The following is a 15,614-nucleotide window of genomic DNA, read 5'->3' as shown; positions in this document are numbered from 1 at the left end:
CCGTAGCCGTCTGAAAGTTTTGTCGTCTTAACAGCCGACCGCACCTTTCTAGTCGTCCTGGCAGGGGTGCGTCTGCTAAATCATAGATTTCGGACTTACCGCCATTTTCCTATGGATTTTTAAATGGGCTTTGTATCTTGCTGAATTGGACACGCCCTGAAAAGCTCAGAAAAAGGATCTCCCAGCCTTGTGTTTCGAAGCCGATACATCGGACTAGGCCCCTATTTTCAGATGCATTCTTAACGGGCTTTATATCTTGCTTTAAGGAGAAAAGCAGTGACTGAATATAATTGGAATGAAAAGCACATTATCACTTTTTCTCAGGATAAAATTGCTTTAGAAACAAAAAATCTGCATGTTTACTACGGTAATAATGAGTCGATTAAAGGTATAGACATGCAATTTGAAAAAAATAAAATTACAGCTCTCATCGGACCTTCAGGTTCAGGGAAATCAACCTATCTGCGCAGTCTTAACCGCATGAATGATACGATCGATATTGCTCGGGTGACAGGTGAGGTACTTTATGAAGGGATTGATGTCAACCGGCCTGAAATCAATGTTTACGAGATGCGCAAGCATATCGGTATGGTCTTTCAGCGTCCCAATCCTTTTGCCAAATCAGTCTATAAAAATATCACGTTTGCGCATGAACGTGCTGGCGTTAAAGATAAACATGTTTTAGACGAAATTGTTGAAACGTCATTAAAGCAGGCAGCGCTTTGGGATCAGGTTAAGGATGATTTACATAAATCGGCCCTGATGCTTTCTGGCGGTCAACAGCAGCGCCTCTGCATTGCCCGTGCTATTTCTGTTAAACCTGATATTCTTCTTATGGACGAGCCGGCTTCAGCTCTGGATCCTATTGCTACTGTGCAGCTGGAAGAAACAATGTTTGAACTGAGGAAAGACTATACCATCATCATTGTGACGCATAATATGCAGCAAGCAGCCCGTGCCAGTGATTATACAGCCTTCTTTTATCTGGGAGACTTAATTGAATACGACAAAACCAATGATGTCTTCCAAAATGCTAAATTACGTTCTACCAGCGATTATGTTTCCGGACACTTTGGATAGAAAGGTAAGAAATGACAGAACCAATTTTAAAAATCAATGATTTGTCTGTTTATTATAATGAAAAAAAGGCTTTAAAAAACGTTTCGCTGGATTTCTATCCTAATGAAATTACTTCTCTCATAGGGCCTTCAGGTTCAGGAAAATCAACTCTTTTACGCGCAATTAACAGAATGGGCGATCTCAATCCTGAGGTCACCCTGACAGGGTCAATCGAATATAACGGCCACAATATTTACAGTCCGAGAACAGATACTGTAGAGCTGCGCAAAGAAATCGGCATGGTCTTTCAGCAGCCAAATCCCTTCCCTATGACCATCTATGAAAATGTTGTTTACGGTTTGCGGTTAAAAGGTGTAAAAAATAAGCAGACATTGGATGAAGCTGTTGAGAGCTCTCTGCAAGGTGCTTCAATATGGGACGAGGTAAAAGACAGGCTTCATGATTCAGCTCTGAGCTTATCAGGAGGCCAGCAGCAGCGGGTCTGTATCGCCAGAGTTTTAGCGACCAGTGCAAAGGTTATCCTTATGGATGAGCCGACATCGGCTCTGGATCCGATTTCGGCGGGAAAGATAGAGGATACGCTTTACGGCCTTAAGGATAAATATACAATGATTGTTGTTACCCGTTCCATGCAGCAGGCTTCACGCATTTCTAACCGTACCGGATTTTTCCTTTCGGGCGATTTAATCGAATACGGTGACACTAAGGAAATGTTCCTGAATCCGCAAAAACAGGAAACAGAAGACTATATTACAGGAAAATTTGGATAGGAGAAGTTAATGTTAAGAACAAAGTTTGATGAAGAACTGGAAAAACTGCACAATCAATTTTATTCCATGGGGATAGAGGTTTCCGGACAGATTAATAAAACTGTCCGGGCTTTTGTCAGCCATGATCGTGAATTGGCTAAAGAGATTATCGAAGAAGATGATATTATTAATGAACTGGAGACAAAACTAGAAAGAAAATCACTGGAAATTATTGCCTTGCAGCAGCCGGTTTCCCATGATTTGAGAACAGTTATCACTGTTTTAAAAGCCTCCAGTGATATTGAGCGTATGGGAGACCATGCTTCCTCTATTGCTAAAGCAACCATCCGGATGAAGGGTGAGGAAAGAATCACGGTTGTTGAAGAGAAAATCAATGAGATGGGCAAAGCTGTTAAACGCATGGTAGAAGAAGCTTTGAACGCTTATATTCAAGGTGATGACAAAAAGGCTTATGAAATCGCTGCTTCCGATGAAATTATTGACAATCATTTTATTGATATCCAAAATTTAGCGGTGGAAGAAATCCGCAAATCGCCCGATGTTGTGTTTGCCGGCAAAGAATATTTTCAGGTTTTGATGTATCTGGAACGTATTGGTGATTATGCCCGCAATATCTGTGAATGGATTGTTTATCTGAAAACCGGCAAAATCGTTGAATTATGATAAAATAGAAGGACAGTTTAATATAGAAATAGAGTAGATTTATGGAAACAGTAGAACACTTTGTTGAAAAGTTTATCCCTGAAAATTATAATATTTTTCTAGATATTAGCCGCAAAGAAAGAATTTTCTCAGGAAATGTTGCTATCAGCGGAGAAGCCTTAGATAACACGATCTCTTTTCACCAAAAGGATTTGGCAATTACAGCTATTCTGCTTGATAATGCGCCCTTGGTATTTGAAATGGATCAGGCAAACGAAGCGGTGCATGTTCAGCTTCCGGAAACCGGCAGTATGACCTTGGTACTTGAGTTTTCGGGCCGGATCACAGACAATATGACTGGTATGTACCCGTCTTATTATACCATTGACGGTCTTCAAAAAGAGATTATCTCTACCCAGTTTGAAAGCCATTTTGCCCGTGAGGTTTTTCCGAGCATTGATGAACCGGAAGCAAAAGCAACTTTTAATCTGAGTCTCAAGTTTGATCAGGAAGCAGGAGAAGTGGCGATTGCCAACATGCCGGAAATCAATGTTGATCTTCGACAGGAAACGGGTTTGTGGACTTTTGAGACAACCCCTCGAATGTCCTCCTATTTATTAGCTTTTGCTCTGGGGGATTTGCAGAGAGCTACAGCTAAAACGCAAAGAGGGACAGAAGTTGGAGTCTTTGCTACAAAAGTGCATTCGGCTCAATCCTTGACTTTTGCTCTTGATTTTGCCGTTCGGCTTATTGAGTTTTACGAAGATTACTACGGTATATCTTATCCTCTGCCGCAGTCCTATCACCTTGCCTTGCCTGATTTCTCGGCCGGTGCTATGGAAAACTGGGGCTTGGTGACTTATCGTGAAATTTACCTTTTAGTTGATGAGAATTCAACTGTTAAAAGCCGGCAGAATGTTGCCTTAGTCATTGCTCATGAGCTGGCTCATCAATGGTTTGGCAATCTTGTTACAATGAAGTGGTGGGATGACTTATGGCTTAACGAAAGTTTTGCCAACATGATGGAATACGTCGCTATTGACGCTCTTGAACCCACTTGGAATATTTTTGAAGATTTTCAAACAACAGGTGTGCCGCTTGCTTTAAAACGCGATGCCACAGATGGTGTTCAGTCTGTCCATGTTGAAGTTCATCATCCGGACGAGATTAACACGCTCTTTGATCCTGCTATTGTTTATGCCAAAGGAAGCCGTCTGATGCACATGCTTCGGCGCTGGCTGGGAGATGAGCAGTTTGCGGCTGGACTGAACAGCTATTTTGACAGACATCAGTACAGCAATACAGTCGGACGCGATTTATGGGAAGCTCTGGCAGAAACATCAGGCAGAGATGTTGCCGGTTTTATGGATGCTTGGCTGGAGCAGCCTGGCTACCCGTTACTTACTGCTGAGGTGATTGATGACAGTCTGGTTCTTTCACAAAAGCAATTTTTTATCGGCCAACATCAGGACAAAGGTCGTATTTGGCCGATACCGCTCAACAGCAATTGGCAAGGGCTGCCCGATACCTTAACCGAAGAAAGAATTGAAATTCCTCATTTTAAAGCTTTAGCAGCACAAAACGAGGGGGCTTTGCGATTTAATACAGGAAATACAGCCCATTACCTGACGAATTACAAGGGAGGGCTGCTTACAGATCTTGTAGAGCAATTAACTACATTAGAAACCCACACTAAGCTGCAGCTCATTCAGGAAAGACGGCTTCTGGCAGAAAGCGGTGAGGTATCTTATGCTGAGCTTATCCCGCTTTTGACTCAGCTAACTGACGAAAGATCCTATCTTGTTGCTTCTGCAATTGATCAGGTGCTGTCTGGATTAGAGCAGTTTATTGATGAAGGCAGCCAGACTGAAAATGATTTTAAGACCTTGATTGAAAAAATTGCCTGGCAGAATTATGTCCGTCTCGGTTTTGAACCAAAAGAAACAGATACTGACGAAGATGAGCTGGTACGCCAGCTGACAGTCTCACAGATTCTTCGCGCTGATAATCCTGATGCTGTCGCTAAGGCTAAGGATATCTTTGCCGCTCATAGCGATAAACTTGAAACCATTCCGGCTTCCATTCGTTTATCCGTTTTGATCAATCAGATGAAGACGGCCGAAACACAGGATTTGGCAGACAGCTATCTGCAAGCCTATAGACAGACTAATGATGGTCATTTCAAGCATCAGCTGGCAGTTGCGCTCTCTTATACAAAATCGCAGGCAACTGTTGAGAGAATTTTATCTGAATTAAAGAATAAAAATCTTGTAAAACCCCAGGACTTGGCCATAAGCTGGTATAATCCTTTCCTGAATAAAGACTATACGCAAGAACCATTTTGGGTATGGGCCAGAGAAAACTGGGATTGGATTAAGATGGCTCTGGGTGGTGATATGAGCTTTGATAAGTTTGTTATCTATCCGGCCAACCACTTTAAAACACAGGAACGTTTGGAAGAATACCGCAGTTTCTTTGAACCGCAGCTGGGGGATTTGTCCATCAGCCGCAATATCAGCCTGGGAATTAAAGAAATCTCCGCACGGATAGCCTTGATTGAAAAGGAAAGGTTTGCAGTCGAACAAGCTATTCAGGAAACGCATTGAGCTTTTTCTTTCAGAATCCTAAGTATTAGTCATTTTCTATTGAAGCGGTCTCTTTACATTTAAAAAAACTGACAGTCTTTTTGCCGCAGTTATCAGGCGGAGGGCTGTCTTATTTTTTAGAAACGGTTAAGCTTAAAATGATAGACTTGACCTAACCCTTAATAGAAACGATAAGTAAGGAATGCTCTATTACAGGTAAACACTCAAACTGGATATGGACGAAAAGGTGTTTAGGGTGTTATAATGAGAATGCAAAAAGGAGTAGAATGATGATTAAGATATTGCTTGTTGAAGATGATTTGGGCCTGTCTAATTCAGTGTTTGATTTTTTAGACGATTTTGCTGATGTTATGCAGGTTTTTGATGGTGAAGAAGGGATCTATGAAGCTGAGAGCGGGGTTTATGATCTTATTTTATTAGATTTGATGCTGCCGGAAAAAAACGGTTTTCAAGTTTTAAAAGAGCTGCGGGAAAAAGGAGTAGCAACACCGGTTCTTATTATGACTGCTAAAGAGGGGCTTGATGACAAGGGACATGGTTTTGAACTAGGTGCAGATGACTATCTGACAAAACCTTTTTACCTTGAAGAGCTAAAAATGCGCATCCAGGCTTTATTAAAACGTTCCGGGAAGTTCAATGAAAAGGTCCTTTCCTATGCTGAACTGTCAGTTGATACCTCAACTAACACCACTCTAGTCAAGGGAGAAGAGGTTGAACTGCTGGGCAAGGAGTTTGATTTATTGGTCTATTTTTTGCAGAATAAGAATGTTATTCTGCCGAAGTCACAGATTTTTGACCGAATTTGGGGATTTGACAGTGATACAACGATTTCAGTTGTAGAGGTGTATGTTTCAAAAATCCGTAAAAAGTTAAAGGGAACAACTTTTGCTAAAAATCTACAAACATTGCGCAGTGTGGGGTATATACTGAAAAATGCTGAGTAAATTAAGAAGGAAAGTAAGGTCCGGGGATTTTTCTTTCTTTATTCATTTCTTTTCTGTATTTACAGGGATCTTTCTGGTAATGACTGTTATCATCTTACAGGTTATGCGTGTGGGCGTTTATTCTTCTGTGGACAGCAATTTGCAGGGCGCAGTGGCTAATGCAGATGCCTATGTGTCGATGACGATGTCACGGACCCTCTTAGACGAACTGGAGGAGGCTTTTGCGGATGATTCCCCTTCCTCAGAAAATCCTTCTTCGGAGAAAAACAGCAGCAAGAGCGATTTTAAACTGAAACCTGGAACGGAAATGGCTGCCAATACAAGCTATATTGTTTATGACAGTGACGGTTCTATTTTAAACAACCTCAATACATTTTCCGGCCTGCAGACTTTAAAACTCGACAGCGATAAGCTGGGGCAGGTGAAAGAGGTAGCAATTGAAAATTATTCTGGACATAATGAAAAATACCATCTTATCACAGTAGCTGTATCCAGCATAGACTATCCTGAAGCAGCTTATCTTACAATAGCCATTAATACGACGCAGCTGGGAGATGCCAACTCACGCTATATCAAAATTATTGTTGTTGTCATGGTCATTTTTTGGATTATTTCTGTTTTAGCCAGTGTGTATCTGGCTAAATGGAGCCGCAAGCCGATTTTAGAAAATTATGAGAAGCAAAAAGCTTTTGTTGAAAACGCCAGCCATGAACTGCGAACCCCGCTTGCTGTCCTGCAGAACCGTTTAGAAAGTTTGTTTAGGAAACCTGAATCGACCATTCTTGAAAACAGTGAGAACATCGCTTCAAGCCTTGACGAAGTTCGCAGCATGCGGCTTTTAACGACTAATCTCCTGAATTTAGCACGCAGAGATGATGGGCTGACTCCTGAAATTCAAGAATTAGCCCCTGCTTTTTTCGATGATCTTTTTGATAATTACAGTTTAATCGCTGAGGAAAATCAAAAAGACTTTACCGGTATCAATGAATTAACCAAGGCAGTAAAATCAGATAAACCTCTTTTGAGGCAGCTTCTGACCATTTTATTTGATAATGCAATTAAGTATACTGGTCAAGACGGCAAAATTGTTCTTACCGTAAAACAGAGCCCTGATAAGCACTTGCTGATTCAGATTGCTGATAACGGTCCGGGAATTAGTGATGACGATAAAACGAAAATTTTCGACCGGTTTTACCGTGTAGATAAGGCAAGAACACGGCAAAGCGGCGGTTTTGGCCTGGGGCTCTCTTTAGCTAAACAGATTGTTGATGCACTTAAAGGGACAATTACAGTAAAAGACAATCCGCCGCAGGGTACTGTTTTTGAAGTCAAATTATAAAAAACGACAGAAATTTAAATTTCTGTCGTTTTTTAGTCTTTATTTATCCCTTAATTAGCCAGTCTGCGGGCAAGACGTGCTTTATCACGGCTGGCTTTATTTTTATGAATCAAGCCCTTTGACTTAGCTTTATCAATGCTTGAAGAAGCCGCACGATAAAGTTCTTCAGTCGGATTAGCTTCAAACGCTTTGATGGCTGTACGCATTGCTGATTTTTGAGCAGTATTTCTCTTATTTTGCTTGACGTTCAGCTCAGCACGTTTGATAGCTGATTTGATATTTGCCAATGGTTTCACCTCCAAATTAATCTAACTACATTATTATATAGAATTTCCTCTTATTTGGCAAGTTTAAATCCCTTAAAAGATTATAGTTGTCTTTAAAACACCATGGTTTTGGAACAGCTGATCGGCTGCATCTTTATTTTTTGAGATAAATTTCATCAATCATATGATCTGCTGCTTTATGTAAGATCAATTCCGCACGATTACGGGTGGGTTCGATATATTTTTCTAAATTGACCAAATTAACTGTTTGCCAGATATTATGAGCAAACTGCATCGCTTTTTCATAAGGCATAAGCGTAAAACGATGGTAGTAATTGCCTTTATCGCTTTTTGCCAGTTCTAAAAGACTGGCAAAACGTTCTAAGTACCATTTTTCAATATTAGTATTCTCAGCATCAATATAGATTGAAAAGTCAAAATAATCGCTCATGTAAAGCCGATTATTCTGCTGATTCTGAAAAACATTGATTCCTTCAAGAATAAGAAAATCCGGGCGCTGAATAGTTTGTTTTTTATTTGGTATGATGTCATAGATTTCGTGAGAGTAAACAGGAATCTGCGCTTCAGACCTATTCTTGATAGTATCTAGAAAATTCAGGAGCGATTCCATATCGTAGGACTCTGGAAACCCCTTGCGGTTTAAAAGATTGTGTTCAGTTAAGACGGCATTGGGATACAAAAAACCATCAGTCGTTACCATTTCGACTTTGCTCGTTTTAAAAGTTCTGGAAAGAAGAAGCTGCAGCAAGCGGCTGGTTGTCGACTTCCCAACAGCTACAGAACCGGATATCCCAATAATAAAGGGAGTGTGGCTGAGATCTTTTTTTAAAAAAATACTCTTAGAAAAAGAAAGATTGTCCTGAGCCCGTTTGTAAATTTGAATCAAACTGATTAAGGGCAGGTAGACCTCTATAACATCCTGCATGCTGATATGGTCGTTTAAGCTTTTGATGGCTTCCAGTTCTGCTGCAGTAAGCAGAGGTTTTGTTTTTTGATGCAGTTCCTGCCAGGATTGGCGAGAAATTTTTTCAAAATTGATAAACTCCCTAGTCATAATTAGCTCCTCATCTACTTACAAGCCTTATTATAGCATTTTTAATTACTAATTGAAAACAGTTTCAAAGTATGCTAAAATAAGAAAGAATTATAGTAAAAAAATAAAGGCGCAGATGTCATCATGTATTATGCTGAAAAACCGACTAGTAGCCATGATATTCATGAACTGAAAGTCGAATTGCTGGGAGAGGCTTTCGATTTTTTATCGGATGCTGGTGTATTTTCTAAAAAAAGGATTGATTATGGCAGCCAAGTCCTTTTAAATGCTTTAACTCTAAAAAGCGGAAAAACCCTTTTAGATATTGGCTGCGGCTACGGTCCTTTGGGTCTTACTTTAGCAAAAGTTCAGGGTGTAAAGGTGACAATGGTTGATATTAATCTTCGTGCCCTTGCTTTAGCACAGAAAAACGCTGATAGAAACAATATTAAAGCTGATATTTTCCAATCTGATCTTTATGAAAATGTCGAATCATCTTTTGATTATATTATCAGCAATCCGCCGATTCGGGCTGGGAAAAAGACTGTCCACCGAATTATTGAAGAAGGGCTCAACCATCTAAACAGCGGCGGTTTTTTGACCCTGGTGATTCAAAAAAAACAAGGAGCTCCCAGTGCCAAAGCAAAAATGGAAGCTGTCTTTGGCAACTGTGAGATTTTAAAAAGAGATAAAGGATATTATATTTTACAAAGTGAGAAGATATGAGGGCAGTTGATTTAATTCAAAAAAAGCGTGATGGCAAAAGGCTGACAAAAGAGGAAATAAATTGGCTGATTTCTGCTTATGCTGCAGGCACTGTTCCGGATTATCAGATGTCTGCCTTTGCGATGGCTGTTTATTTCCGAGGGATGACCATGCAGGAAACCCGTGATCTGACCTTTGCTATGGTTGAAACGGGGGAGCATGTTGACTTATCAGCGATTGCAGGAATCAAAACAGATAAGCATTCAACAGGAGGGGTCGGTGATAAGGTAACGCTTATTCTGGCTCCGCTTGTGGCCAGCTTTGGTGTTCCGGTTGCTAAAATGAGCGGCCGAGGCTTAGGGCATACAGGCGGTACTTTGGATAAACTGGAATCGGTAAAAGGCTATCGCGTCGAATTATCTCAAAATGAGTTTATCAAACAGGTACAAGATATTGGTTTAGCTGTTATCGGACAGTCTGATAAGCTGGTCAAAGCAGATAAAATGCTCTATGCGCTGCGTGATGTTACAGCTACAGTAGATACTATTCCGCTTATTGCCAGTTCTGTAATGAGCAAAAAAATTGCTGCCGGTGCTGACAGTATTCTTCTTGATGTGACTGTCGGAGAAGGGGCTTTTATGAAAACTGTTGCTGAGGCAGAAAAATTAGCAGAAACGATGGTAGAGCTGGGTGAAGAAGTCGGCCGAAAAACTGTAGCTGTGATTACAGATATGAGCCAGCCCTTAGGTCAGGCAGTCGGCAATCGTTTAGAAGTTTTAGAAGCCTTGCAGATTATGCAGGGGCAAGGACGGGAGGATATCAGCCGTTTTATCTGCAGTCTGGCCCAGATTATGCTCAGTCTTGCCGGAGTTGAGAAGCCGCTTGCTGCTATTTTGCAACATCTTACTGACGGCAGCGCCTTGAAAAAATTTGAAGAGATGGTTGCAGCACAGGGAGGCAATCTTGAAGATCTTTACCGGCCTTCATCTGCCCGAGTGGTAACTGAGGTTTTTGCATCAGAATCAGGTTACATTTCAGATCTGCCTGCTTTGGACTTTGCCTTGTTTGCTATGAAATTGGGAGCAGGCCGTGCTGTCAAAACTGATCGACTGGACTATGAAACAGGACTTGTTTTCGATAAAAAAGTCGGTGATGCTGTGCAGAAGGGCGAGCGCCTTGCGCGTATTTATTCGCAAGAAAAATTAGGGGAAAACCAGCTTACAGAATTCAAAAAAAATGTTAAAATAATGAGAGTACAAAGGATTCCCAAGGAAATTATTAAAATTATTTCTTAGAGAGGATTATGATGGAACTTAATAAATATATCGATCATACTTTGCTGAAAGCAGAAAGCACTCAAGAACAGATAGAACAGCTTCTCAGCGAAGCGAAACACTATCATTTTGCCAGTGTCTGTGTCAATCCTGTCTGGGTTCGTTTGGCTGCAGATTATTTAAAAGATTCCGATGTCAATGTTTGTACGGTAGTTGGTTTTCCGCTTGGAGCAAACACTACAGCTGTTAAGGCGTTTGAGGCTAAGGAAGCTGTATCAGCGGGGGCCGATGAGATTGATATGGTCATTAATATCGGACTGCTAAAATCAGGGCATTTTGAGGCTGTCAGCAAAGACATAGCAGAAGTGGTAGCGGCCAGCAGCGGAAAATTGGTGAAAGTCATCATTGAAACCTGTCTGCTGACTGATGCGGAAAAAGTGAAAGCCTGCCAGCTGGCCTTGGAGGCTGGAGCTGATTTTGTCAAAACATCTACAGGCTTTTCAACTGGCGGAGCGACAGTTGCGGATGTTGCTCTGATGAGACAGACCGTCGGTGATAAAGCCGGTGTTAAAGCTGCTGGCGGAGCCAGATCCTATACGGATGCCAGGGCTTTCATTGAAGCCGGTGCAACACGGATAGGGACCTCTGCCGGAGTGGCTATTTTAGAAGGAGAAACAGCAGATGACGGATACTGATGCGCTTATTGCGCAGGCTATTGCAGCCAGCGAAAAAGCCTATGTGCCCTATTCGCATTTTCCCGTAGGTGCAGCAGTAAGGACAAAAAATGGCCGGATATTCACTGGCTGTAATATTGAAAATGCAAGCTTCGGCTTAACTGTTTGCGGTGAAAGAACAGCCATCTTTAAAGCCGTATCTGCGGGCTGCACTGAGCTGACAGAGATTGCTGTCTATGGAAAAACAGTCAAGCCTGTTTCACCCTGCGGGGCCTGCCGCCAGGTAATGGCAGAGTTTTTTCAACCATCTTCAAAGGTCACTTTGATCGCCCAAGATGGTCTGACGGTCGAGATGACGGTCGAGGAGTTACTTCCGTATTCTTTTACAGATCTGATTTGATCTGTTTTGTCTGTTAAGTTTTTCGACTTAACCATCACATGAGCAACACTGTTGCTTAAACGTTTTTAGGAGGGTTCATTTCTATGAACAAAAAAATTGTTGGACTTGGTCTGATAGCAGTTGCTTCGTTAGCGCTTGCCGCTTGTCAGCGCAGCTCATCGAATTCATCATCTGATAACGATACGAAAGTGGCTATCGTTACTGATACCGGCGGTGTAGATGATAAATCATTTAACCAGTCGGCTTGGGAAGGCCTTCAGGAATGGGGTAAGGAAAATAAACTAGAAAAAGACAGCAGTTATACCTACTTCCAATCTGACAGTGAAGCTGATTACGCGACCAATTTAGATTCGGCTGTTTCTAACGGTTATAATCTTATTTTTGGTATCGGCTATAAACTTCATTCTGCTGTTGAAAAGGCTGCGCAGGAAAATGAAGATGTCAACTATGTCATCATTGATGATACAATTACTGATCAGGACAATGTGACCAGTGTTCTCTTCGCAGATAACGAAGGGGCCTATTTAGCCGGAATTGCAGCGGCTATGCAGTCCAAAACTGGTAAGGTTGGTTTTATCGGTGGTGTTGAATCCGATACGATTACTCGTTTTGAAACCGGATTTAAAGAAGGCGTCGCTTCTGTTGATGATTCGATTGAAGTTCAGGTTAAATATGTCGGTTCGTATTCAGATTCTGCCAATGCTAAAACAATCGCAGCAACGATGTATACAAACGGCGCGGATGTCATCTATCATGCAGCTGGGGGAGCCGGGACAGGTGTCTTCTCAGAGGCTAAAGAAATCAATGAAAAATTAGCAGCAGACAGCGATGAAAAAGTTTGGGTCATCGGTGTTGACCGCGATCAAAGCAGCGAAGGGAAGTACACATCTTCTGATAATCAAGAGTCTAACTTTATTTTAACATCAACAATTAAAGAAGTTGGCACAGTCGTTAAAAATATCTCAAACGAGCAGCTTAAGGGAGAAAAGTTTGAGGGTGGCAAAATTACAACCTACGGCCTTTCAGACGGCGGTGTCGACATTGTCACAGATAATCTCTCAGATAATATCAAATCAGCTGTTGAAGAAGCTAAGCAGCAAATTATTGACGGAAAAATTACAGTTGCTGATGGCGTAGATAACTAATCCAAGGGTTATCTGTTAAGAAAGGCGGCCCTAAGCGGCCGCTTTTTTCAGGGCTAAAACGACTGTGTACTTTAGCAATTGCTGCCAAATGACGCTATTAAAAACAGGAAAGAGGAGTATACATGGCAAGTGAAAATGTCATTGAAATGCGGAATATCACTAAGCAATTTGGGGATTTTCTAGCAAATGACCATGTTAACTTAGATGTGAAGCGTGGAGAAATTCATGCCCTTCTTGGTGAAAACGGCGCTGGAAAATCGACACTCATGAACATGCTGGCCGGCTTGTTAGAACCGACAATGGGGGAAATTTTTGTCAATGGTCAGTCGGTTCATCTGGATTCTCCTGCAAAAGCCGATAAAATGGGAATAGGCATGGTCCATCAGCATTTTATGCTGGTAGAGGCTTTTACAGTTGCAGAAAATATCATTTTAGGCAATGAGGTGACTAAAGGCGGCGGTGTGCTGGATTTGAAAAAAGCAGCAAAAGAAATTCAGGACTTATCTGAACGGTACGGCTTAAGTGTTGATCCTTACGCGAAAGTTGCTGACATTACCGTTGGAGCTCAGCAGCGTGTTGAAATTCTCAAAACGCTTTATCGTGGTGCAGATATCCTTATTTTTGATGAGCCGACAGCTGTCTTAACTCCTGCAGAAATTGCGGAGCTTCTGGATATTATGAGGCATCTGGTCCAAGAAGGAAAATCAATTATCCTGATAACTCACAAGCTGGAAGAAATCAGAGCAGTCGCTGACCGGGTAACGGTTATCCGCCGCGGAAAAACGATTGATACTGTTTCAATTGCTGGAACAAGCAGTCAAGATTTAGCAGAAATGATGGTTGGGCGGGCTGTCTCTTTTAAGACCGAAAAAGAAGCAGCCCATCCTCAAGGAACAGTTTTAGATATTCAAAATCTCTTTGTCAATGAAAATCGTGGTATCCCGGCAGTTAAGGGACTGTCCCTCACTGTCCGATCCGGTGAGATTGTGGGCATTGCAGGGATTGACGGCAATGGACAAAGTGAGCTGATTCAGGCTATTGCCGGTTTACGTAAAGTCAAGTCCGGTTCTGTCAAGATTAAAGGAATGGAAACAACTCATCTTGCCCCGCGCAAAATTACGGAGATGCAGGTTGGGCATATTCCGGAAGACCGGCATCGGGACGGCATGATTTTGGAGATGACGCTGGCGGAAAATATGGCACTTCAGACTTATTATAAAGCGCCCTTCAGCAGGCATAGTGTTTTAAACTACAGCAAAATCAACGAACACACTCGAGAATTAATGGCTGAATTTGATGTTCGAACAACCAGCGAGCTGGTTACTGCCGGCTCACTGTCGGGAGGCAATCAGCAAAAAGCTGTTATCGCCCGTGAAATAGACCGTAATCCAGACTTGCTGCTGGTCAGTCAGCCGACACGCGGTTTGGATGTTGGTGCTATTGAGTATATCCGCAAACGCCTGGTAGCTGAGCGGGATAAAGGCAAAGCGGTGCTGGTAGTGAGCTTTGAGCTGGACGAAATTTTAGATATTTCAGATCGGATAGCCGTCATTCATGACGGAGTGATCCAAGGGATTTTGGATCCTGCAAAAACAGATAAACAAGAGCTAGGTATCTTAATGGCCGGCGGGAAATTAGACAAGGAGGCCGCGAATGTCTAAAAATATGCAGAACTGGGCTGTCCCTTTGCTGGCAGTTCTTTTAGGAATGCTGCTGGGAGCAGTCATTATGCTCATCTTTGGTTACAATCCTATCTGGGGCTATAATGACCTTCTCTATACTGCCTTTGGTTCCCTGAAAAATTGGGGGGAAATCTTCCGGGCTATGGGACCCTTAATTTTAATTGCTCTTGGTTTTTCTGTTGCGTCCAAGGCAGGATTTTTCAATGTCGGTTTACCAGGTCAGGCTTTGATTGGCTGGGTTATGGCTGTCTGGTTTGCCCTGTCTTTTCCTGATTTGCCAAAAGTCATTTCGGTTACTTGTACTGTCATTATCGGTCTCCTAGCGGGCGGAATCGCAGGTGCTGTTCCGGGGATTCTGAGAGCTTATCTAGGGACCAGTGAGGTTATTGTAACCATTATGATGAACTATATTATCCTCTATTCAACTGATGCCTTGGTCAGAGGCGGGATTTCTGACTCCGTCATGAGAACTTCTGATGCCAGCAATAAAGTCTCAGCCAGTGCATCATACCAGACACAATGGCTGTCTGATCTGACTAATCATTCACGGATGAACATTGGGATTTTCTTTGCACTTGCTGCTGTTGTGCTGGTTTGGTTTATGATGAAGAAAACAACAATGGGGTATGAAATCACAGCAGTTGGGCTGAATCCGCATGCATCTGAATATGCGGGCATGTCTTCTAAACGGGTTATTGTTATTTCAATGATTATCTCAGGTGCCTTGGCTGGATTAGGAGGAACAGTAGAGGGTCTGGGAACTTTTGAAAATGTGTATGTACAAAGCAGTTCTTTAAGTATCGGCTGGGACGGCATGGCAGTAGCTTTGCTGGCAGCCAACAGTGCGCTCGGAATTCCTTTTGCAGCCTTTCTTTATGCTGTCCTTGCCATCGGCAAAACCGGTATGCTGGGAATTCCTTCAGAAATTATTGATGTTGTTTCTGCCTTCATCATCTTCTTTGTCGGTGCCAACTATATGATCCGGCGTTACCTAAAACCGAGTAAAAAAAGCGCAATAAAAGGAGGAAAATAA

General features: G+C 42.1%; 15 protein-coding genes. 13 read left to right on the top strand and 2 right to left on the bottom strand.

The window, feature by feature from the left end; all coding sequences use genetic code 11:
• The first annotated feature begins 276 nt into the window (after positions 1-276).
• The 6 genes from pstB (A0O21_RS04770) (at position 277) to A0O21_RS04745 (ending at position 7,381) form a co-directional block, all read left to right on the top strand.
• A complete protein-coding gene (pstB, locus tag A0O21_RS04770) occupies positions 277-1,080 on the top strand; it encodes a phosphate ABC transporter ATP-binding protein PstB (RefSeq protein WP_067062101.1) in 804 nt (267 codons plus the stop codon).
• 11 nt (positions 1,081-1,091) lie between these two features.
• A complete protein-coding gene (gene pstB / locus A0O21_RS04765) occupies positions 1,092-1,850 on the top strand; it encodes a phosphate ABC transporter ATP-binding protein PstB (RefSeq protein ID WP_067062099.1) in 759 nt (252 codons plus the stop codon).
• Positions 1,851-1,859: 9 nt separating this feature from the next.
• On the top strand, positions 1,860-2,513 hold the full coding sequence (phoU, locus tag A0O21_RS04760) for a phosphate signaling complex protein PhoU (RefSeq protein WP_067062096.1): 654 nt from the start codon (positions 1,860-1,862) through the stop codon (positions 2,511-2,513).
• 41 nt (positions 2,514-2,554) lie between these two features.
• Complete coding sequence (locus tag A0O21_RS04755; RefSeq protein ID WP_067062093.1) at positions 2,555-5,098, top strand: M1 family metallopeptidase; 2,544 nt, start codon at positions 2,555-2,557, stop codon at positions 5,096-5,098.
• Positions 5,099-5,367: 269 nt separating this feature from the next.
• Complete coding sequence (locus tag A0O21_RS04750) at positions 5,368-6,042, top strand: response regulator transcription factor (protein WP_067062089.1); 675 nt, start codon at positions 5,368-5,370, stop codon at positions 6,040-6,042.
• Positions 6,032-7,381, top strand: a complete 1,350-nt coding sequence (locus A0O21_RS04745; RefSeq protein ID WP_067062086.1) for a sensor histidine kinase — start codon at positions 6,032-6,034, stop codon at positions 7,379-7,381. The genes A0O21_RS04750 and A0O21_RS04745 overlap by 11 nt, the downstream gene beginning before the upstream one ends.
• Positions 7,382-7,431: 50 nt before the next feature.
• Here A0O21_RS04745 and rpsT read toward each other — a convergent pair whose 3' ends face one another.
• Together rpsT and coaA are read right to left on the bottom strand one after the other, a co-directional pair.
• Entirely contained in the window at positions 7,432-7,683 is a 252-nt protein-coding gene (gene rpsT, locus A0O21_RS04740) for a 30S ribosomal protein S20 (protein ID WP_082854412.1), read from the bottom strand.
• 118 nt (positions 7,684-7,801) lie between these two features.
• Positions 7,802-8,722, bottom strand: a complete 921-nt coding sequence (gene coaA / locus A0O21_RS04735; RefSeq protein WP_067062080.1) for a type I pantothenate kinase — start codon at positions 8,720-8,722, stop codon at positions 7,802-7,804.
• Between the two features lie 123 nt (positions 8,723-8,845).
• Here coaA and A0O21_RS04730 point away from each other — a divergent pair, with 123 nt between their 5' ends.
• The 7 genes from A0O21_RS04730 (at position 8,846) to A0O21_RS04700 (ending at position 15,614) form a co-directional block, all read left to right on the top strand.
• Entirely contained in the window at positions 8,846-9,427 is a 582-nt protein-coding gene (locus A0O21_RS04730) for a class I SAM-dependent methyltransferase (RefSeq protein WP_067062078.1), read from the top strand.
• Entirely contained in the window at positions 9,424-10,701 is a 1,278-nt protein-coding gene (locus A0O21_RS04725) for a pyrimidine-nucleoside phosphorylase (RefSeq protein ID WP_067062075.1), read from the top strand. The genes A0O21_RS04730 and A0O21_RS04725 overlap by 4 nt, the downstream gene beginning before the upstream one ends.
• Before the next feature lie 11 nt (positions 10,702-10,712).
• The gene (gene deoC, locus A0O21_RS04720) at positions 10,713-11,375 is read left to right on the top strand and encodes a deoxyribose-phosphate aldolase (RefSeq protein WP_067065137.1); all 663 of its coding nucleotides are present in this window, start codon (positions 10,713-10,715) and stop codon (positions 11,373-11,375) included.
• Complete coding sequence (locus A0O21_RS04715; RefSeq protein ID WP_067062072.1) at positions 11,362-11,754, top strand: cytidine deaminase; 393 nt, start codon at positions 11,362-11,364, stop codon at positions 11,752-11,754. The genes deoC and A0O21_RS04715 overlap by 14 nt, the downstream gene beginning before the upstream one ends.
• 83 nt (positions 11,755-11,837) lie before the next feature.
• Positions 11,838-12,899 (top strand): BMP family lipoprotein, encoded by a 1,062-nt coding sequence (locus tag A0O21_RS04710; protein ID WP_082854411.1) that lies wholly within the window; start codon positions 11,838-11,840, stop codon positions 12,897-12,899.
• A gap of 122 nt (positions 12,900-13,021) precedes the next feature.
• A complete protein-coding gene (locus A0O21_RS04705) occupies positions 13,022-14,560 on the top strand; it encodes an ABC transporter ATP-binding protein (protein WP_067062067.1) in 1,539 nt (512 codons plus the stop codon).
• Positions 14,553-15,614: an ABC transporter permease gene (locus tag A0O21_RS04700; protein ID WP_067062064.1), complete on the top strand. Its 1,062-nt coding sequence runs from the start codon at positions 14,553-14,555 to the stop codon at positions 15,612-15,614. The genes A0O21_RS04705 and A0O21_RS04700 overlap by 8 nt, the downstream gene beginning before the upstream one ends.

The organism is Streptococcus pantholopis, assembly GCF_001642085.1.
GTDB lineage: Bacteria > Bacillota > Bacilli > Lactobacillales > Streptococcaceae > Streptococcus > Streptococcus pantholopis.
Note: the sequence above shows the minus strand (reverse complement) of the source record. Positions and strands in the feature narration are given on the sequence as shown.